The sequence below is a fragment of the Nocardioides sp. IC4_145 genome (genome assembly GCF_011250565.1).
Classification (GTDB): Bacteria; Actinomycetota; Actinomycetes; order Propionibacteriales; family Nocardioidaceae; genus Nocardioides.
On record NZ_JAANMS010000012.1, the window covers coordinates 48,775 to 69,179 of the forward strand.

Consider the following 20,405-nt stretch of genomic DNA (forward strand, 5'->3'; position numbering starts at 1 on the left):
CCAGCCCAGCCTCGGCCTCAGCCGGGGATGCTGACCCGGACCCGCTTCTGGCCGGACGCCGTCAGCCGGTCACCGGCGTACCTCACCGTGAAGGCGTGCATCCCGTCGGTCAGCTTCGTCACGACCAGCCGGACCCGGCCGTCCTGGAGGAGCCCCGTGGCGACCACGCGGCCCCGCTCGAGCACCCGGACGTGACCGGTCGGGTCGGCCCCGGGGGCGGTGACGACGAGGCGCAGCACGGCCCTGCGGCCGTTCGCGTCCTTCGTCAGCCGCAGCCGCGGCGTCGCCTTGACCAGCGCAGCGAGGGAGGCGGTCCGCTGGGTCGTCGCTCGGGTCGGGTGGGTGTAGGTCACCCGGACACCGATCCGCCGACCCAGGTCGTCGGCGGTGACCCGGTAGGTGCCGCCGGTCGCGCCGGCGACGTCGCGGCCGTCGCGGAGCCACTGGTACGTCGCGGTCGCGTCGCCCGGGACCGAGGACCCGGCGTCGGCGACCAGCTGGGCCCCGACCCGTGCCCTGCCGGTGACCGACGGGCCACCGACGACGGTGACCGGGCTGTCCGCCACGGCGGCGGTGGGCAGCGAGGTCGCGGTGGCGTCCTCGTGGCCGGCGCGCCGGGCGGTCACGACGACGGTGAGCTGCCGACCGAGGACCGCGCTCGTCGGGGAGTACGACGCGCCCGTCGCGCCCGCGATCGGGGCGTCGCCGGCTCGCCACTGGTAGGTCACCGACGCCGGTGCCGGCGTCCAGGTGCCGCTGGTCGCGGTGAGCCTTCCTCCAACGACCGGCGTACCGGTGATCGTCGGCCGTGCCGTGTTGACGAGCTCCTCGAGATCGGCGACCACCGCGGGCGTCCGGGCGGACTCGGCGCTGGCCGCGCTCAGGCCGGTCCTGGTGGCGGTCACCCGCACCGAGACCTGCTTGCCGACCTGCGCGGCACCGAGCAGCAGCTCGTTGGTGGTCACGCCGGCGATCGGCGCGCCGTCGGCGAGCCACTGGTAGGCCAGCGTGGGGCCGTCGACCGACCACGTACCGCCGGTGGCGGTGAGCTTCTCGCCCTCGCGGGGGGTGCCCGTGACGGTCGGCAGCACGCGGTTCGTGATCGCGGCGCGGGTGACGGGCGCGGTGGCGGCCGAGGTGGCCGTCGCGGTGCTGCCACCCGTCGCCGTGACCTTGACCGCGATCCGGCGGCCGACCTGCGCCTCGGACGGGTCGAACGTCCTCGCGGTCGCGCCGGCGATGTTCGTCCCGTCGGCGGTCCACTGGTAGGTGAACGCGGTCGGCGTCGTGCTCCACTCGCCGTTGCTCGCGGTGAGCGTCGAGCCGGTCGCCGGGGTGCCCGTGATGCTCGGCGCGAGGCGGTTCTCGAACGGCGCGCCGGCGAAGAGGCCGGCGCTCGGACCGGTCTCCTGCGAGCTGACGGTCAGCGGCTCGAGCCCGGCCTGGGTGCCGGTGACCCGGATCGCGTAGCGCACGCCGGAGCTGTACCGCGACGGCGTGTAGGTGTCCCCCGTCGCGCCGCTGATCGGCGAGCCGTCGGCCAGCCACTGCACCGCGAGCGTCGTGCCCGGCGACCACGTGCCGGTGTTCGCGGTCATCGTCGTGCCGCCCTTGGCGCCGCCCGAGATCCAGGGGCGGGCGGTGTTCTGCACCTGCACGCGGCCGACGGTGAAGTCGACGTTCGGCATCGCGCCGTTCACGACCACGTCCGTGGCCCCGGCGCGGGTGCCGGACGACGGCCAGTAGACGCTGAACGGCTGGCTGCCCGAGGTGCCGGTGGCGCGGACGCGGTAGGCGCGGTGCGCGACGCGCATCGACCAGCCGCCGTCGGCTGCCGTGGTGTCCTGGGCGACCGGGCTGTCGACCTCGGTCGTGACCGCGACGCCGTCACGGATGTCGGTGACGAGGTTGTAGTAGGCCTCGACGGTGGCCGCCACGCCCGCGCCCTGGGGGTTGCGCACCGAGCCGGAGAGGACGCTGGTGGCGATGGTCCGCGCCGGGACGGCGGTGACCTTCTCGGCGGCGACGCTCACGTCGGCGGCCTTGTCCAGGCCCACCAGGCCGGGCAGGAAGCCCCGGCCCAGCCCGTCGGGCGCGGCCTCGACGCGGTACGTCCCGGCAGGGACCGCCAGCTCGTAGTAGCCGTCGCTCGTGACGACGGACCCGCCCCGGGGCGCCCAGGACGTCCGCACGGCGTTGGTCTCGGGCTCCCGGGTCCGCACCTCGCGGAAGAAGCGCAGCGTCGTGCGCCCCGTGAACGGCGTGCCGTCGGGGTTCACCAGGCGGCCCGTGACGCGGCCCAGCAGGGCGAGCGTCGCGTTGGTGCCCGGCTTGTCGCCCCTGTCCGCGATGACGACGTCGGTGCCCTCGTCCGCGCTGCTGCCGCCGCCCACGAAGGTCTCCCCGTAGCCGGGGTGGCTGAAGCCGATGCGGTAGGTGCCGGGGGCCAGCGTCAACGAGTAGGTCCCGTCGGCCGCGGTCTCTGCCGTGGTGCCCGGCACGGGCGCCCAGGTCTGCGAGCCGTCCTGCTCGATCACGAAGCGGTAGGGGGTGACCTCGGCGTCCGGGAAGGGCCGTCCCGCCACCGTGCGGACGGTGCCCGACACCGTCGCGCCGGCGGTGCGTGCGACGAGCGTCGCGGGGTCCAGCCGCTCGGACCCACCCGCGTCGACGACGACGTCGTCGGCGAGCTCACGCGTGGACCGGCCGTCGTACCACTCGGCGACGAACCCCGAGGCCACGAAGCCGACCTTGTAGGTCCCGGAGGGGACCGTCGCGGTGTAGGTGCCGTCCGCCGCGGTGGTGGCCCTCGTCGTCTGCGCCTCGGTCCACACCACGGCGCCGGACGCGTCGGTCGACCTGCGCTCGACGGTGATCGTGACGCCGCGGACGGGGACGCCCCCGTCCGTGGTCACCAGGCCCGAGATGGTCCCGGCCGCGGCTGGATCGGCGGCGGACGCGGGCGCGGCGCTCAGGGCGCCGAGCACGAGGGCCAGCGCGGTCAGCAGGACCGCGAGCGGTCCGCTCCGCAGGCGGGTGGACGGGCTGGAGGGCATGGGTCACCTCTCGTGACAGGGAGACACCCCAGGGGGTAGGGGCGGCGACCCTCCAACGACCCCGTCGGGGGCCTGTCACGGGCCCGGAGGCCGCGAAGGTGAAACCACCCGGCGGCACTAGCCCGACCGGGCCATGCCGCCCTGGGGTGCCCCGTCACCGATCCTGCTGGGCGACCCAGGACGCGTGCAGGCCGGCGTACACGCCGCCCTCCTCGGCGACGAGCGCGGCGTGCGGCCCGCGCTGGACGACCTGGCCGCGGTCGACGACGACGACCTCGTCGGCGTTCTCGGCGGTGGAGAGCCGGTGGGCGATGGTGACGGAGGTGCGGCCGTTCATCAGGCGCTCCAGCGCCCGGCCGATGCGCATCTCGAGGGCCGGGTCGACCGCGCTCGTCGCCTCGTCGAGCACCAACAGGTCCGGGTCGGCGAGGTGCGCGCGCAGCAGCGCCACGAGCTGGCGCTCCCCCGCCGAGAGCGACTCGCCGCGCTGGCCGACCTGCGTCTCGATGCCCCGGGGCAGGCCGGCGAGCCAGTCGCCCAGCCCGAGCTCCTCCGCGCTCGCGCGGATCTCGTCGTCGGTGGCGTCGAGGCGCCCGTAGCGGACGTTGGCGGCCAGGGTGTCGTCGAAGAGGAAGCCCTCCTGCGGCACCAGCACCACGCTGCGCCGCAGGGACGCCGAGCCGATGTCGCGCACGTCGATGCCGTCGAGCAGCACGCGCCCCTCGGAGGGGTCCATCAACCGGGTCAGCAGCTTGGCGACCGTCGACTTGCCGGAGCCGGTCTCACCCACGACCGCCACCCGGGTGCCGGAGCTGATCGCGAGGTCGACGTCGCGCAGCACCAGCGGCCCGCCGGGGTAGGCGAAGGACACGTGCTCGAACCGCACGTCGATCGGCCCGCGCGGCAGCACGGCGCCCGCCTCGCCGGGGTCGACCAGGTCGGCCGGGGTCTCGAGGATGCCGATGACGCGGCGCCAGCCGGCGATCGCGTTCTGCGCGTCGGTGAGGATCTGCGTGCCCATCTGCACCGGGCCGACGAACAGCGTCACGAGGAACGCGAACGCGAGCACCTGGCCCGCGGTGATGTCCCCGCCCCACAGCCGCCCCTGGCCGAGCCAGATGCCGACGATCAGCACGCCGGCGTTGGCCAGGCCGGCGGAGACGCCGCCCAGGGAGAACGAGAACGCCGTGAAGCCCTGCGCCCGCGTGCTGGCCGCCTTGTGCGCGTCGATCGCCTCGTCGATGCGCCGCTGGGTCCGGTGCTCGACGGCGTAGGACCGCACGACGGCCGCCCCGACGACCGGCTCGGACACGGCCGAGAGCATCAGGCCGACCTGGCGGCGTACGGTGCCGTAGGCGTCGGACAGCTTGCGCTGGAAGTAGCGCAGCGAGAGGAACAGCGGCGCGAAGCACAGCCACACGACCAGCGCGAGCTGCCAGCTGTAGACGACCATCACGACGGTCGCGACGAGCACCTGCCCCACGCTGACGACGAAGAGCAGGCCGCCGAAGACGAGGAACTGGCTGACCTGGTCGACGTCGCTGGTGACGCGGGAGACCAGCGCGCCGCGGCGCTCGGTGTTCTGGGTGAGCAGCGGCAGGTCGTGGACGTGGCGGAAGGCCTTGGTCCGCAGCGTGGCCAGGCCGCGCTCGGCGGAGGTGAAGAGCCGGGTGGTCATGCGGTAGGACGCGAAGCTGGTGACCACGATCGCGAGCGCGGCGATGACGCCGGCCCACACGGTGAACGACACGTCGGGCCCGTCGGGACCGTTGACGCCGCGGTCGAGGACCTGCTGCACCGCGATGGGCACGACGACCTGGCCGGCCGAGGCGAGCACCGCCAGCGCGAGCGTGCCCCCGATGCCCTCCTTGAGCTCGGGCGAGAAGTGCACGCCGCGGCGGATGGTCCGGATCGCGCCGATCTCCTCGCCGGAGTCCATCACCGTGCTCATGCCGTCACCCCCTGGTCGTCGTGTGTGTCGTCGTGCATGTCGTCGTGCTCGGTCTCGTAGGCGTTGACCAGGTGGGCGTAGGAGGGGCTGCGCCGCAGCAGCTCCGCGTGGGTGCCGCGGTCGACGATCCGGCCGCCCTGGAGGTGGACGACCTCGTCGGCCAGCGCGATCGTCGCCTTGCGGTAGGCCACGACGACCAGCGTCGGGCCCGCGCCGGTCTCGTCGCGCAGCGCGGCGAGGATCCGTGCCTCGACCTCCGGGTCCACCGCCGAGGTCGCGTCGTCGAGGACGAGCAGCCGCGGCCGGCGCACGAGCGCGCGCGCCAGCGAGATCCGCTGGCGCTGGCCGCCCGAGAGCGAGGTGCCGCGCTCACCCAGCCGGGTGTCGAGCCCGTGCGGGAGGGCGGCGACGAAGCCGTCGGCCTGCGCGGCCCGCAGCGCCGCCCAGACCTCGTCGTCGGTGACGTCGGCGCCGAGGGTGACGTTGCCGCGGACGGTGTCGTCGAAGAGGAACGGCGTCTGCGGGACGCTCGCGACCGCCTCGGCGAGCTCGCCGCGGGCCAGGTCGCGCAGGTCCGTGCCGTCGAGGAGGATTCGCCCGGCGTCGGGGTCGACGAGGCGGCTGAGCAGCATGGTCAGCGTGCTCTTGCCGGACGCGGTCGCGCCGACCACGGCCACGGTGCGGCCGGGGGCAACGGCCAGGTCGACCCCGTCGAGCAGCCGCCGGCCGGGCTCGTAGGAGTAGGCCAGCCCCTCGACCGCCAGGGACGCGCCGCGCGTGCCGGTCGGGGCGACCGCGGCCGCGGTGCGGTCGCCGTACGGCATCTCCCCGGTCGCGTCGAGCACGCCCCGCACCCGCCGGTAGCCCACGACGCTGCGGGGGAACTCGCCCAGCAGCCAGCCGATCGAGCGGATCGGGAAGGAGACGATGGTGAGCAGGTAGGCGACGGTCACGACGGCGCCGGCGTCGGTGGCGCCGCTGAGCACGCGCGAGACGCCGACGGCCAGGACGACGAGGACGCCGATGTTCGGCAGCGCCGCCAGGGTCGGGTCGAACGCCGCGCGGATCCGGCCGGCCCTGATGTTGACGTCGCGCAGCTCGCGGGCGCGGGAGCCGAAGCGGTCGGTCTCCTCCGGCTCACGACCGAGGGTCTTGACGACCATCGCCCCGTCGAAGGACTCGTGCGCGATCTCGCTGACCTCCGCGCGCAGCTGCTGGGCGCGGGTCATCCAGCCCTGGGCGAGCCGCTGGTAGGCGACGTTGACCGCGATGACGACCGGGAAGATCGTGAGGCCGACCAGGGCCAGGACGACGTCGGCGAGGAGCATCTGCACGATCGCGATGACCATCATCGCCACGGTGCCGACGGCCATCGGCAGCGGCGCGATCGGCCCCCAGGCGGCCTCGACGTCGGAGTTGGCGTTGGAGAGCAGCTGGCCGGTCGGGTGCCGCTGGTGCCACTCCATCGGCAGGGTGAGGTACTGCCGGGTGACGGCGCGGCGGGTGTGGGCTTGCATCCGGTACTGCATGATGCCGGCGCCGAGGCGCCGCGCGACGATGCCGACCGCGCGGAGGATCGCGACGCCGAGGAAGAGGCCGAGGACGGCCAGCAGCATGTCGGCGCCGACCTCACCGGTCTCGAAGGCCGGGAGGACGACGTGGTTGGTGGACCAGCCGAGGACCCAGGCGTCGGCGACGGTCAGCGCCCCGAAGAGGACGCTGCCGAGGGTGGAGAGGGTGAAGATCCAGGGCTCGCGCTTGATCGCCACCCACAGCACGCGGAACCCCGCGCTGGTCGACCCTCGGCCCTGCTGCCCGTGCTCGTCCGCCACCCGCTCCTGCTTCCCTCGATCACGGGCTCAGCGCCCGGACGCGCCACGATATTCCGGCCGCCGGAGGCGGCCGGAATCGGTGGCGTGCGGGTGGCGGCGGATGTCAGCCAGGATCAGCCGGGGTCAGCTCGGGTCAGCTCGGGTCAGCGGCTCTCGGCGGCGCGCTGGGTGGCGTCGAAGGTCAGCTTGATCGAGTTGGCCAGGCTCTTGAAGTTGTTGTCGGCGGCCTCGGGGAACGTGAGCGTCACGCGGAGGTTGGAGACCTTGGCGTCGTTCAGCGTCGCGGTCGCCTGGTCCAGCGGGAGGTTCGCGCCGACGACGGCGCGGGAGGCCAGGACCGGGGTGGTGGTGCCGGCGCACTGGAGCTTGCCGTTGTCGCGCTTCGTGTCGACCTTGGTCCACGCGGTCGAGCACTCGTCGATGCTGATCTGCAGGCCGTTGGTGGTGTCGGTGGAGAGCAGGTTGCTGGTCGCGGCGGTCGTCGTGAGGGACACGGTGCCGAACTTCTCGTCGTTGGCGCCGCGGGTCAGGACGATGTCGCGCTCGACGGTGTCACCGGGCACGAGGCCGGTGGCGGCGATCGAGGGGCCCTGGGTGGAGGTGCCCTGCTTGAGGTCGAGGGTGCCGGCGGCGACGGACTCGGAGGCCGACGTGGTCGAGGTGAACGCACCGAACGTGCCGAGGCCCGCGACGGAGGCGGCGCCGGCGACCAGGGCGACGGAGGCGACCAGCTTGGCGGCGGTCTTGCGGTTCTTGCGGGCGGCGGTGGTGTTCGTCATCGGGAGGAGCCTTTCGGGAGGGGGCCGCCGGTCTCTCCGACGGGGTGTTTCCTTGATGACCTGAACTCTGCCGAGCCCAGATCAAGGCACCCCCCGGCTCATCCCCGACGTTCCCTCAAGACGTCTGCAAGACCACCGAGCTGCCTCCCGAGACTCGCTTCTCGGCCTTTCTTGCCGCTCCTCGGCCATCGCGATGGCCGAGAAGCAGCGGCATCCCAGGTTCACTTGGGATGCCGCCGATCCCACCCGTCCCACCGGTCACACCAGCAACACGGGGTCGCCGAGGCGGATGGTGCCGGAGGAGAGCGCGCGGAAGATCGAGCCGCCGCGACGGCGCAGCGCCGCCGCTCCCCCGGGCCCCATCGAGGTCTCCATGATCCGGCAGGGCGCGGCGACGCGGACCACCTCGAGCAGCACACCGCCCTCACCGCCGACCAGCAGACGGGCGCCGGGCTCGGTGGGGACGTCGAGCCCCGCCACCGTGACCGTACGTCGCGTGGCGCTCGGCGGGACGGGCCGGCCGAGGTCGGCCGCGGCCTCGGCGAGCGCCTCGGCGGACTGCACCGAGACGTGCCGGTGCCTCGTGCCGAACCACCGGTCGCCCACGACGCCGCGGCCGGCGACGACCTCGATCGCGGCCCGCTCCTCCATCGGGGCGTGCCGCTCCGGCGCGACGTGCAGCGCGACGACCCTCATCGCTCGTCCGTCACCCGGTCAGCCGGGTCCGCCGGGCCGGACGGACCCACCGGCCACTCCACGAGTCGCGGGCCACGGGCGCGCCACAACCGCGCAATTGCGCGGAAGTGTCCGTGCGCAACCGCTTGCGCAACGACATTTCCGCGCAATTGAACGATCGCCGACGCCCGAGACCCCGGCGCGTACCCCAGGGCACAGACCCCGGCACAGACCGAGGACCGCGGACGGATCGTCACCGGACGGGGTGGCCGGCCTCGGTGAGCGCGTGCTTGACGTCGCCGACGCGCAGCATGCCGAAGTGGAAGACCGTGGCGGCGAGGACCGCGTCGGCGCCGGCGTCCACCGCGGGCGGGAAGTGCTCGACGCGGCCGGCGCCGCCCGAGGCGATGACAGGGATCGAGACCTCGCGGCGCACCGCCCGGATCAGCTCGAGGTCGAAGCCGTCCTGGGTGCCGTCGGCGTCCATGGCGTTGAGGAGGATCTCGCCGGCGCCGAGCTCGGCGGCGCGGACGGCCCACCCCACGGCGTCGAGGCCGGCGGACTGCCGGCCGCCGTGGGTGGTGACCTCGAAGCCCGAGTCCGTGCCGGGGGCGCGCCGGGCGTCGACGGAGAGCACGAGCACCTGGTTGCCGAACCGGTCGGCGATCTCGGCGACCAGCTCGGGGCGGCGGATGGCGGCGGTGTTCACCGCGACCTTGTCCGCGCCGGCACGCAGGAGCCGGTCGACGTCGGCGGTCGAGGCGACGCCGCCGCCGACGGTCAGCGGGATGAAGACCTGCTCGGCGGTCGCCGACACGATCTCCATCGTGGTCGAGCGGCCCTCGTGGGAGGCGGAGATGTCGAGGAAGGTCAGCTCGTCAGCACCCTCGGCGTCGTACACCTTGGCCAGCTCGACCGGGTCGCCCGCGTCGCGGAGGTCCTGAAAGTTGATGCCCTTGACGACGCGGCCGGCGTCGACGTCCAGGCAGGGGATCACCCGGACGGCGAGCGTCACGACGCGCCGCCGCGGGTGAGTGCGAGGGCGTCCTCGAGGGTGAACCGGCCCTCGTAGAGCGCGGTGCCGGCGATCGCGCCCTCGACGCCCTCGGGCACCAGGTCCATGAGCGCGCGGATGTCGTCGAGCGTCGAGACGCCGCCGGAGGCGATGACCGGGCGGTCGGTGACGGCGCAGACGTCGCGCAGCAGCTGCAGGTTCGGGCCGTCGAGCATGCCGTCCTTGTTGACGTCGGTGACGACGTACCGCGCGCAGCCCTCGGCGTCCAGGCGCGCGAGGGTCTCGTAGAGGTCGCCGCCGTCCTTGGTCCAGCCGCGGGCGGCGAGCGTCGTGCCGCGCACGTCGAGGCCGATCGCGATCCGGTCGCCGTGCTCGGCGATGATCCGCGCGCACCACTCGGGGTTCTCCAGCGCGGCGGTGCCGATGTTGACCCGGCGGCAGCCGGTCGCGAGCGCCGCCTCGAGCGACTCGTCGTCGCGGATGCCGCCGCTCATCTCCACGTCGATGTCGAGCGCGCCGACGATCTCCGCCTGCAGCTCGCGGTTGCTCCCCCGGCCGAACGCCGCGTCGAGGTCGACCAGGTGCAGCCACTCCGACCCGGCGTCCTGCCACCGGCGCGCGGCGGCCACCGGGTCGCCGTACACCCGCTCGGACCCGGCGACGCCCTGCGCCAGCTGGACCGCGCGGCCCTCGGTGATGTCGACGGCGGGCAGGAGCTGGAGGTAGGACATGGACTTCTTCCTGGCTGGGCGGGACGGAGGACGGAGTACGACGCGGGGCGGGGTCAGGCCTCAGAGCGAGGCGACCCAGTTGCGGAACAGCGCCGCGCCGGCGTCGCCGGACTTCTCGGGGTGGAACTGGGTCGCGGTGAGTGGCCCGTTCTCGACGGCGGCGACGAACCGGTCGCCACCGTGCTCGGCCCACGTCACCAGCGGCGCCCGGGTCCGGTCGTTGGTGACCAGCGTCCAGTCGCGCACGCCGTAGGAGTGCACGAAGTAGAAGCGCTCGTCCTCGATGCCGGAGAAGAGCGTCGAGCCCTCCGGCGCCTCGACGGTGTTCCAGCCCATGTGCGGCACGACCGGCGCCTGGAGCCGCTCGACCACGCCGGGCCACTCGTCGCAGCCCTCGGTCTCCACGCCGTGCTCGACGCCGCGGCCGAAGAGGATCTGCATCCCCACGCAGATGCCGAGCACCGGGCGACCGCCCGCGAGCCGGCGCCCGATGAGCCGGTCACCCTTGATCGCGCGCAGGCCCTCCATGCAGGCGGCGAACGCGCCGACGCCGGGGACCAACAGGCCGTCGGCGGCCAGGCAGGTCTCGAAGTCCGAGGTCAGCTCGACGTCGGCGCCGGCGCGCTCGACCGCGCGCACGGCCGAGCGGAGGTTGCCCGACCCGTAGTCCAGGACCGCCACCTTCGCAGTCACATCGACCCCACGAGATCGGGGCCCCCGCGGCGTTGTCCGGCGGAGGAGCGCAGCGGAGGAGCCGGAGAACGTCGTGGGGTGATCACAGAGCACCCTTCGTCGACGGGATGCCCGTCTCGCGCGGGTCGAGCGCCACGGCGTCGCGGAACGCGCGCGCGAACGCCTTGAACTGCGTCTCGACGATGTGGTGCGGCTCGCGGCCGGCCAGCACGCGCACGTGCAGGGCGAAGTGGCCGTGGAAGGCGATCGACTCGAAGACGTGCTGGGTCAGCGAGCCGAGGTACGCCGGCGTCGACCCGCCGAGCTGGACGTACTGCTGCCCCTCGGGCTCGCCGGTGTGCACGCAGTAGGGCCGCCCGGACACGTCGACGACCGCGTGGACGAGCGCCTCGTCGAGCGGCACGGTGGCGTCGCCGAACCGGCGGATGCCGACCTTGTCGCCGAGCGCCTGGCGCAGCGCCTGCCCGAGCGCGATCGCGGTGTCCTCGGTGGTGTGGTGGGCGTCGATCCAGTGGTCGCCCTCGGACTGCACCGTCAGGTCGACCAGGCTGTGCCGCGCGAACGCGGTGAGCATGTGGTCGTAGAAGCCGATGCCGGTGGAGACGTCGTGCCGGCCCGAGCCGTCGAGGTCGACCTCGACGAGCACCTTGGACTCGCTGGTCTGCCGCTCGATCCGTGCGGTCCGGCTCATCGCTTCTCCTCCATCGGCTGGATCAGTACGTCGGTCATCGCGTGCTTGAACGCATCCATCTCGTCGGGTGTTCCGATCGAGACCCGGAGCCAGCCGTCCGGACCGACCTCGCGGACCAGCACGCCCCGGTCGAGCAGGCCCTGCCAGACAGCATGGCGGTCGGCGAAGGTCCCGAACAGCACGAAGTTGGCGTCGCTGTCGGCGACCTGCAGGCCCTGCTCGCGCAGCCAGGTGACCGTCCGATCCCGCTCGCCGCGCAGCTCGTCGACCTTCCCGAGCAGCTCCGGCGCGTGCCGCAGCGCCGCGAGTGCGGCGGCCTGGGTCACGGCCGAGAGGTGGTACGGCAGCCGCACCACGCGGATCGCGTCGCAGATCGCCGGGTCGGCGGCGAGGTAGCCCAGCCGCAGCCCGGCGGCGGCGAACGCCTTGCTCATCGTCCGGGTGACCACCAGGTTGCGGTGGGTCGGCAGCAGCTCGAGCGCGCTCGGGACGCCGGCGCGGCGGAACTCGCCGTACGCCTCGTCCACCACGACCAGGCCCTGCGGCTCGTAGGACGCCGCCGCCTCGCACAGCACCGCGACCGCCTCGGGCGGCAGCGCGGTGCCGGTCGGGTTGTTCGGCGAGGGCAGCAGCACGACGCTCGGCCGGTGCTCGCGCACCAGCGCGGCGGCCGCGTCGAGGTCGAGGGAGAAGTCGTCGGCCCGGCGCCCCTGCACCCAGGCGGTCGAGGTGTCGCGGGCGTACTCCGGATACATCGAGTACGTCGGCGCGAAGCTCAGCGCCGAGCGGCCCGGCCCGCCGAAGGCCTGCAGCAGCTGCAGCATCACCTCGTTGGAGCCGTTGGCCGCCCACACCTGCTCGACCGCAACCCCGTGCGGGGTGTCCTGCGACAGGTAGTCCGCCAGGGCGGTGCGCAGCGCGACGTGCTCGCGGTCGGGGTAGCGGTGCAGCCCGCGGGCGGCCTCCGCGACCGACGCCGCGATGTCGGCGACGCAGGCCTCGGAGGGGCCGTAGGGGTTCTCGTTGGTGTTGAGCTGGACCGGCACGTCCAGCTGGGGGGCGCCGTACGGCTCGAGGCCGCGCAGCTCCTCCCGGATCGGGGGGAAGGTCATGGCGGTCCCGTCAGTCCTGGAACCGGACCCGCACCGCGGCGCCGTGGCCCGGCAGGTCCTCGGCCTCGGCCAGCGTCACGACGTGGTCGGCCACCTCGGCCAGCGCCCCGCGGGAGTAGTCCACGACGTGCACCGACTTGGTGAACGCGCGCACCGAGAGCCCCGAGGAGTGGCAGGCGCAGCCGCCGGTCGGCAGCACGTGGTTGGAGCCGGCGCAGTAGTCGCCCAGGCTCACCGGCGCGTGCGGCCCGACGAAGATCGCACCGGCGTTACGCACGCGCGCGGCCCAGCCGGCCGCGTCCTCGGTGTGGATCTCGAGGTGCTCGGCCGCGTAGGCGTTGACGACGTCGAGCCCCTGCTCGAGGTCCTCGACGAGCACGACGCCCGACTGCGGCCCGGTCAGCGCGGTGCGGATGCGCTCGCTGTGCTTGGTGGCCAGGACCTGGGTGTCCAGCTCGGCCTCGACCGCGGCGGCGAGCCGCTCGGACGGCGTGACCAGCACGGCGCCGGCCAGCGGGTCGTGCTCGGCCTGGCTGACCAGGTCGGCGGCGACGTACGCCGCGTCGGCGGTGTCGTCGGCGAGGATGGCGATCTCCGTTGGCCCGGCCTCGGAGTCGATGCCCACCTGGCCCTTGAGCAGCCGCTTGGCGGTGACGGTGTAGATGTTGCCCGGACCGGTGACCAGGTCGACCCGCTCGCACGGGCCGGTGCCGTAGGCGAACATTGCGATCGCCTGGGCGCCGCCGACGGCGTACACCTCGTCGACGCCGAGCAGCGCGCACGCCGCCAGGATCGTCGGGTGGACTTCGCCGCCGAAGTCCCGCTGCGGCGGCGAGGCCAGCGCGATCGACTCGACGCCGGCGACCTGGGCGGGCACGACGTTCATCAGCACGCTGGAGACCAGCGGCGCGAGGCCGCCGGGGACGTAGAGGCCGACGCGGCGGATCGGCACCTTGCGGTGCGTCACCCGCGCGCCCGGGCCGAGGTCGGTGACGGCGTCGCGCTCCAGCTCGGCCTCGCACGTCGCGCGGAGCCGGCGGACGGACTCCTCCAGCGCTGCGCGGATGGCGGGGTCGAGCCGCTCGAGCGCCTCGGTGGTGGCGCCGGCCGGCACGCGCAGCTCGTCGAGCTCGACGCCGTCGAACTGGCGGGCGTACTCCTTGATCGCGTCGACCCCGCGGGTGCGCACCGACTCGCAGATCGCATGCACCGCGGGCACCGCTGCCTCGACGTCGAAGTCGGCCCTCGGGACGACGTCGCGGTAGTCGACGGGACGCTCGGTCCCGCGCAGGTCGATGCGGCGGATCATGGGGCCGATCCTACGTTCGCGGCCGGTGCCGCCCCGAACCGGCGACGCCGGCCGGACCACCCACCCTCGTCGCACTAGGTTGGGTCCCGTGACCGACACGCTGCCGATGTTCCCGCTCAACGCGGTGCTCTTCCCCGGCGTCAGCGTGCCGCTGACCGTCTTCGAGGACCGCTACCGCGCGATGGTCCACCACCTCCTGCGCGTCGAGGACCCCGCCGAGCGCGTCTTCGGCTCGGTCGCCATCCGCGAGGGCTACGAGGTCGGCGACCACGGCGCGCAGTCGCTCTACCGGATCGGCGTGCGCGTGCAGCTCACCGAGGTCGAGCCCCACCCGGACGGCTCCTTCGACGTCGTCGCCGTCGGGCTGGACCGCATCGAGCTCGACCACCTCGACTCCACCGGGCTCTTCCCCGTCGGCCACGTCGTCGACCGGCCCGAGCCGACCAAGCCGGTGCCCGACGAGCTGCTCGAGCAGGCGCGCGCGACGTTCGTGGCCTACCGGGCGGCGCTCGCCGAGATCCGCGCCGACCCGTACGACGGCACTCTGCCGCGCGACCCGTCGTACCTCTCCTGGACGCTGGCGGCGTGCGCTCCCCTGCCCATGCCCGAGCGGCAGATGCTGCTGGAGGCCGAGGACGCCGAGGAGCGGCTCGTGCTCGTCACCGACCTGCTGCGCACCGAGCTGCGCGCGATGAACGTCATCCCGTCCCTGCCGGCCACCGACGTCGCCCGCACGCGCTGGTCGCCGAACTGATGAGCGCTGCCGGACCCGACGCGCCACGCCCGACCGACCGGTGGGCGCGCCACGACTGGTGGGGCGTGGTCCTCGACGCCCCGGACGTCGCCGTGCTCGCCGCGTTCTACGCCGAGCTCCGCGGGTGGACCGTCCACCACCTGGACGAGGACGACGCCTCCCTCGACCCGGGCGAGGGCGTGGTCTACCTCAACATCCAGCGCAACGACGACTACGTGCCGCCGACGTGGCCGGCTGGGCCGGACAGCCAGCAGATGATGGTGCACCTCGACTTCGAGGTCACCGACCTCGAAGTCGAGACGGAGCGAGCCGTCGCGCTCGGCGCCACCCTCCCCGCCCACCAGCCGCAGGAGGGTGTGCGGGTCCTGCTCGACCCCGCGGGGCACCCGTTCTGCCTCTACACCTCCTGAGGAGCCGGACATGGCGAAGAAGGGACGCGCCGGCGGCACTCCCGCGACCGTCGCGCTGACGGCAGCCGGGATCGCGTTCACCACCCACGAGTACGAGCACGACCCCCGCGCGGCGTCCTTCGGGCTCGAGGCGGCCGAGGCGCTCGGGCTCGAGCCGGCCTGCGTGTTCAAGACGCTGATGGCGAACGTCGACGGCAAGCTGGTCGTCGGGATCGTTCCGGTCGACCGCCAGCTCGACCTCAAGGCGCTCGCCCGCGCCCTTGGCGGGAGCAAGGCGGCGATGGCCGACGTGTCCGCTGCCGAGCGGGCCACGGGGTACGTCGCCGGGGGCATCTCCCCGGTCGGCCAGAAGCGCCCGCACCCCACCGTCGTCGACGCGACCGCGCTCGAGCACCCGACCGTCTACGTCTCGGGCGGTCGGCGTGGGCTCGACCTCGGCCTCTCCCCCGCCGACCTGGTCGCCGCCACGTCGGCCGTCGTCGCGCCGATCGGTCGCTGAGCGCCGGCGGTCGCGCGGGTCGGAGCACGAACCCGGCCACCGTCGTCGGACGGGACGAACGGCGGCCCCGGACCGACGTCGGGCTGCGCCGATGCTCCAGGACGCGCGTTGCTCCCGTCCGACGACGGGCGCCGGCGTACCGGGATGACCGCCTCAGGTCAGAAGCAGACGGAGGATCGAGGGAACCCCCGACCGTGCCCTCCCGTCCCAGCGGCATGAACACGCTCCCGTTCCTCGCGTCCGCAGCCGGCCTGGTCGCCGTCCTGACGTGGGCGCCCGGCGCCGCCGCCGTGCCTCTCGACGACGAGCACGCACCGCGATCGTTCGCCCGGGACGCGCCCGTCCACGACCAGGCGGTGGACATGCCCCTGGTGCTTCCGGGCCGTCCTCCGGTGCCGATGCCACGGTGGCGCACCGACCACCTCCCGCGTCCCGTGCCGATGCCCGAGCCGGCCCGCGGGCCCCGCGTCGGACCGCCGCGGACCCTCGGTCCCTGCCTCGACTCGCTCGTCGGATCCCCTCGGCTGCGCGTGACCTGCGTCCCCGGGCCCGCGCCGGACGTCGCCGCACCGCGACTCCGCTGAGCGCCGCCTGGGCGAACGCGGCGGACCGCGCCGTCAGTGCGGGTCGGTCCCGGCGACGGCGCGCTTGGTGGTGACGAGGAAGACGACCGCCATGCCGACGAGCGCGCCGCCCGGGAGGGCGAGCCAGGCGTGCGGCAGGTCGACGACGAGCGCGGACTCCAGCTCGGTGCCGTCGGGGACGGTGCGCGCGAGCACCTGGGGGTCCGCCGGGCTCCACTCCAGGCCCAGGCGGAGCATCAGCCACCCGCCGAGCCCCGCACCCACGATGGTCGCGGCGAGGGTGAGCAGCTCGGAGCGGTCGAAGAGGAACGCGGTGACCGCACCGACCAGGAAGCCGGTCAGCACCGCGACGAGCACGAACAGCCCGGTGCCGGCGAACGCGCTGCGCAGCCCGTCCTCGTTCGTGAACCAGCGACCGTCCTGGACCACGCCGGTCGACGGCGACCACAGCTGGAACCACACCACCGCCGCGACGAGCCCGGCGACCACCAGGGCCACCACCACGGCGAGGGCCTGGGCGACGAGCGCCAGCACCGGCGAGCGCCGGGGCGGCGACGCGAGCCCGGCCCGGGCCGGCGCGGTCAGCTGGTCAGGCACCCGGGCCCCAGCAGCTGCTTGAGGTCGGCGAAGAGCGCAGGGCTCGGGGTGACCCGGTGGTGGTCGCCGATGCGCATCACGAGGGTCTTGTCGCGCATGAGGACGCGCAGGTGCACCTCGGTCATGCCGGGATGGGTGGAGAGCACGTCCTTGAGGTGAGCCACCACATCGGTGTTGACACGGGTCTGCGGCACCTTGATCACCACGGGGCCCGACGGGCCCTCGGAGATGTCGGGGACCGTGACCTCCTGCCCGTGGATCTCCGGCTGGTCCTTGCTGCGCGAGAGCCGGCCCTTGACGGTGAGGATCGCGTCCTCGGTGAGGTAGGTGCTGGCCAGCTGGTAGGCGCTGGGGAACAGCAGCACGTCGATCGCGCCGTCGAGGTCCTCGAGCGTGATCAGCGCCCAGGCGTCGCCGCGCTTGGTGATCTTGCGCTGCACCGAGGTCACCAGGCCGCTGACGGTGATCGGCGACCCGTCGGAGCGGTCCTCGTCGAGCATCAGCTGGCCGATGGTGCAGTCGGTGCCGTCGGCCAGCACGTGCTCGAGCCCGAGCAACGGGTGGTCGGAGACGTAGAGCCCGAGCATCTCCCGCTCGTGACCCAGCAGGGTCATCTTGTCCCAGTCGTCGATGTCGGGGATCGCGACCGAGACCCCGAAGCCGGAGGTGTCGTCGAGACCACCGAAGAGCGAGTCCTGGCCGATCGCCTCGTTGCGCTTGATGTCGACGTACTGGTCCACAGCCGTCTCGTGGATCGCCACCAGCGCGCGCCGCCGGTGCTTCAGGTCGTCGAACGCGCCGGCCTTGATCAGCGACTCGATGACCCGCTTGTTGCAGACCTGGGCCGGCACCTTGTCGAGGAAGTCGTTGAAGTCGGTGTAGCGGCCCTTCTCCTCGCGGGCGGCCACGATGCCGTCGACGACGTTCGCGCCGACGTTGCGGATCGCGGTGAGGCCGAAGCGGATGTCGGAGCCGACCGGCGTGAAGTCGTGCGCGGAGGAGTTCACGTCGGGCGGGAGCACCTGGATCTTCATCCGGCGGCACTCGTTGAGGTAGATCGCCAGCTTGTCCTTGTCGTCCTTGGCCGACGTCAGCAGGGCCGCCATGTACTCGGCCGGGTAGTTGGCCTTGAGGTAGGCGGTCCAGTAGGTGATGACGCCGTACGCCGCGGAGTGGGACTTGTTGAAGGCGTAGTCGGAGAACGGGAGCAGGATCGCCCAGAGCGTGTCGATCGCGTCCTGGGGATAGCCGCGCTCGAGCATGCCGGCCTGGAAGCCGGCGTACTGCTTGTCCAGCTCCTCCTTCTTCTTCTTGCCCATCGCGCGGCGCAGGTTGTCCGCGGCGCCCAGGGTGAAGCCGGCGAGCACCTGCGCGATCGCCATGACCTGCTCCTGGTAGACGATCAGGCCGTAGGTCTCCCCCAGGACCGGCTCGAGCGCCTCGGCCAGCGCGGGGTGGATCGGGTCGATCGGCTCGCGGCCGTTCTTGCGCCGGGCGTACTTGTTGTGCGAGTCCGCACCCATCGGGCCGGGGCGGTAGAGCGCGCTGACCGCGGTGATGTCGGCGAACTGGTCGGGCTGCATCGAGCGCAGCAGCGCCCGCATGCCGCCACCGTCGAGCTGGAAGACGCCGAGCGTGTCGCCGCGGCCCATCAGCTCGTAGGTGGGCCGGTCGTCGAACGGCAGCTCCTCGAGGACGACCTTCTCGCCGCGGTTGGCCTCGATGTCGACCAGCGCGTTCTCCAGGATGTGGAGGTTGCTCAGGCCGAGGAAGTCCATCTTGACCAGCCCGAGCGCCTCGCACATCGGGTAGTCGAACTGGGTGATGATCGCGCCGTCCTGCGGCCGCGACATGATCGGCACGATGTCGATCAGCGGGTCGCTGGACATGATCACGCCGGCGGCGTGCACGCCCCAGTTGCGGATCTGCCCCTCGAGGCCGACGGCGGTCTCGTAGATCGTGCGGACGTCGACGTCGGAGTCGTGCAGCGCGCGGAACTCCCCGCCCTCGCCGTACCGCTTGTGCTCGGTGTTGAACAGCTCCTTGAGCGGCACGCCCTTGCCCATCACGTCGGCGGGCAGCGCCTTGGTGATGCGGTCGGAGATCGCGAAGCCGTAGTCGAGCACGCGGGCGGCGTCCTTGATCGCGGCCTTGGCCTTGAGCCGACCGAAGGTGGCGATCTGCGCGACGCGGTCCGCGCCGTACTTCTGGGTGACGTAGGCGATGACCTCGCCGCGGCGGTGGTCGTCGAAGTCGATGTCGAAGTCGGGCATCGAGGGACGCTCGGGGTTGAGGAACCGCTCGAAGAACAGCCCGTGCTCCAGCGGGCACAGGTCGGTGATGCGCAGTGCGTACGCCGCGATCGAGCCCGCACCGGAGCCGCGACCCGGTCCGACGCGGATGCCGTTGTCCTTGGCCCACTGGATGAAGTCGGCGACCACGAGGTAGTAACCGCAGTAGCCCTTGGCCGAGATGACGCCGAGCTCCATCTCGACGCGCTCGCGGACCTCCTCGGTCAGCCGGTCGCCGGGGTAGCGGGACTCGATGCCGCGCCAGACCTCCTTGCGGAACCAGCTCTCCTCGGTCTCGCCGGCGGGGATGTCGGCGCGCGCCATGTAGCCGCCGGTGGACTCGACGAACTCGACCTCGCAGCGCTCGGCGATCGCGAGCGTGTTGTCGCAGGCCTCGCGCATGCCGTGCTTGCCGGCCCACAGCTCGCGCATCTCCGCGGCGGACTTGATGTAGTAGCCGCCGCCGTCGAACTTCAGCCGGTTGGTGTCGGAGAGCCGCTTGCCCGACGCGACGCAGATGAGCGCGTCGTGCGCGGCGGCGTCCTCGGGGTTGTTGTAGTGCGAGTCGTTGGTGGCCAGCGGCGGGATGCCGAGCTCGCGGCCGAGGCGGAGCAGGTCGTCGCGGACCCGCTTCTCCACCGAGATGTCGTGGTCCATCAGCTCGAGGAACACGTTGTCGCGGCCGAACATGTCCTGCAGCTCGCCGGCCTCGCGGACCGCCTCGTCCCACTGGCCGAGGCGCAGCCGGGTCTGGATCGCGCCGCTGGGGCAGCCGGTGCTGACGATGATCCCCTCGCTGTGCTCGGCGAGGATCTCCTTGTCCATCCGCGGCTTGTAGAAGTAGCCCTCGAGGCTGGAGCGCGAGGACAGCCGGAAGAGGTTGTGCATGCCGGCGGTGTTCTCCGCCCACATCGTCATGTGGGTGTAGGCGCCACCACCGGCGACGTCGTCGCCGCCCTCCTCCTTGACGTCGCCCTTGCCCCACCGCACCCGCTTGCGCTCCCCGCGCGGGGTGCCGGGGGTGACGTAGGCCTCGATGCCGATGATCGGCTTCACGCCGTGCTTGCGGGCCTTGGACCAGAAGTCGAAGGCGCCGTGCAGGTTGCCGTGGTCGGTCATCGCGATCGCCGGCATCTCGAGGTCCGCGGTCCGCGCGAAGAGCCCGTCGAGCAGCGAGGCCCCGTCGAGCATGGAGTACTCGGTGTGGACGTGCAGGTGGACGAAGGAGTCCTTGGTGCCGGTCGACATCGGCGGTATCGAGCTCCTCTGGGTCGAAGCGGCAGGCGGGCAGCATCAGCCACCGGGTGGATGGCCCGGCGTCGATCCTTGGGGAAGGACGTCAGGCTACTTCACGGCTGCGGCCCATGCTGGCACTCGCCGCCGACAGTGCGGTCGGCTGTCACGCACGTCTCAGGCGGTCCGCGGG

The 20,405-nt window shown here is 73.1% G+C and carries 17 protein-coding genes; 4 read left to right on the forward strand and 13 right to left on the reverse strand.

Annotated elements, in window-relative coordinates:
• Positions 1–17 precede the first annotated feature (17 nt).
• The 11 genes from G6553_RS07605 to hisD form a co-directional block, all read right to left on the reverse strand.
• Entirely contained in the window at positions 18–3,056 is a 3,039-nt protein-coding gene (locus G6553_RS07605) for a carboxypeptidase regulatory-like domain-containing protein (protein ID WP_166190679.1), read from the reverse strand.
• A gap of 154 nt (positions 3,057–3,210) precedes the next feature.
• Complete coding sequence (locus G6553_RS07610) at positions 3,211–5,007, reverse strand: ABC transporter ATP-binding protein (RefSeq protein ID WP_166190681.1); 1,797 nt, start codon at positions 5,005–5,007, stop codon at positions 3,211–3,213.
• A complete protein-coding gene (locus G6553_RS07615) occupies positions 5,004–6,839 on the reverse strand; it encodes an ABC transporter ATP-binding protein (protein ID WP_166190683.1) in 1,836 nt (611 codons plus the stop codon). Before G6553_RS07615 ends, G6553_RS07610 begins: the two co-directional genes overlap by 4 nt.
• Before the next feature lie 143 nt (positions 6,840–6,982).
• Positions 6,983–7,618 (reverse strand): TasA family protein, encoded by a 636-nt coding sequence (locus G6553_RS07620; RefSeq protein WP_166190685.1) that lies wholly within the window; start codon positions 7,616–7,618, stop codon positions 6,983–6,985.
• Between the two features lie 258 nt (positions 7,619–7,876).
• Positions 7,877–8,314 (reverse strand): MOSC domain-containing protein, encoded by a 438-nt coding sequence (locus tag G6553_RS07625; RefSeq protein ID WP_166190687.1) that lies wholly within the window; start codon positions 8,312–8,314, stop codon positions 7,877–7,879.
• Positions 8,315–8,546: 232 nt separating this feature from the next.
• Positions 8,547–9,308, reverse strand: coding sequence for an imidazole glycerol phosphate synthase subunit HisF (gene hisF, locus G6553_RS07630; protein WP_166190689.1), 762 nt, complete (start codon positions 9,306–9,308; stop codon positions 8,547–8,549).
• Entirely contained in the window at positions 9,305–10,039 is a 735-nt protein-coding gene (gene priA / locus G6553_RS07635; RefSeq protein WP_166190691.1) for a bifunctional 1-(5-phosphoribosyl)-5-((5-phosphoribosylamino)methylideneamino)imidazole-4-carboxamide isomerase/phosphoribosylanthranilate isomerase PriA, read from the reverse strand. Before priA ends, hisF begins: the two co-directional genes overlap by 4 nt.
• A gap of 60 nt (positions 10,040–10,099) precedes the next feature.
• Positions 10,100–10,732, reverse strand: a complete 633-nt coding sequence (gene hisH / locus G6553_RS07640; protein ID WP_166190692.1) for an imidazole glycerol phosphate synthase subunit HisH — start codon at positions 10,730–10,732, stop codon at positions 10,100–10,102.
• Positions 10,733–10,814: 82 nt separating this feature from the next.
• Positions 10,815–11,423: an imidazoleglycerol-phosphate dehydratase HisB gene (gene hisB, locus G6553_RS07645; protein ID WP_166190694.1), complete on the reverse strand. Its 609-nt coding sequence runs from the start codon at positions 11,421–11,423 to the stop codon at positions 10,815–10,817.
• Positions 11,420–12,535 carry a histidinol-phosphate transaminase gene (locus G6553_RS07650; protein WP_166190696.1) on the reverse strand — a complete coding sequence of 372 codons (1,116 nt, stop codon included), beginning with the start codon at positions 12,533–12,535 and terminating at the stop codon, positions 11,420–11,422. Before G6553_RS07650 ends, hisB begins: the two co-directional genes overlap by 4 nt.
• A 10-nt stretch (positions 12,536–12,545) precedes the next feature.
• Positions 12,546–13,844 (reverse strand): histidinol dehydrogenase, encoded by a 1,299-nt coding sequence (gene hisD, locus G6553_RS07655; protein WP_166190698.1) that lies wholly within the window; start codon positions 13,842–13,844, stop codon positions 12,546–12,548.
• 88 nt (positions 13,845–13,932) lie between these two features.
• On the opposite strand from hisD, the gene G6553_RS07660 reads away from it, so the two are divergent.
• From G6553_RS07660 to G6553_RS20650, 4 genes are all read left to right on the forward strand, one after another.
• On the forward strand, positions 13,933–14,598 hold the full coding sequence (locus G6553_RS07660; RefSeq protein ID WP_166190700.1) for an LON peptidase substrate-binding domain-containing protein: 666 nt from the start codon (positions 13,933–13,935) through the stop codon (positions 14,596–14,598).
• Positions 14,598–15,008, forward strand: a complete 411-nt coding sequence (locus G6553_RS07665; protein ID WP_166190702.1) for a VOC family protein — start codon at positions 14,598–14,600, stop codon at positions 15,006–15,008. Before G6553_RS07660 ends, G6553_RS07665 begins: the two co-directional genes overlap by 1 nt.
• Positions 15,009–15,018: 10 nt before the next feature.
• Entirely contained in the window at positions 15,019–15,507 is a 489-nt protein-coding gene (gene ybaK, locus G6553_RS07670; RefSeq protein ID WP_166190704.1) for a Cys-tRNA(Pro) deacylase, read from the forward strand.
• A 215-nt stretch (positions 15,508–15,722) separates the two neighbouring features.
• Positions 15,723–16,091, forward strand: coding sequence for a hypothetical protein (locus G6553_RS20650; RefSeq protein ID WP_207619481.1), 369 nt, complete (start codon positions 15,723–15,725; stop codon positions 16,089–16,091).
• Positions 16,092–16,124: 33 nt separating this feature from the next.
• Here the strand turns inward: G6553_RS20650 and G6553_RS07675 are convergent, their stop codons facing one another.
• Positions 16,125–16,688, reverse strand: coding sequence for a hypothetical protein (locus tag G6553_RS07675; protein WP_166190706.1), 564 nt, complete (start codon positions 16,686–16,688; stop codon positions 16,125–16,127).
• Positions 16,673–20,227, reverse strand: a complete 3,555-nt coding sequence (gene dnaE, locus G6553_RS07680) for a DNA polymerase III subunit alpha (RefSeq protein WP_166190708.1) — start codon at positions 20,225–20,227, stop codon at positions 16,673–16,675. The genes G6553_RS07675 and dnaE overlap by 16 nt, the downstream gene beginning before the upstream one ends.
• Positions 20,228–20,405 lie beyond the last annotated feature (178 nt).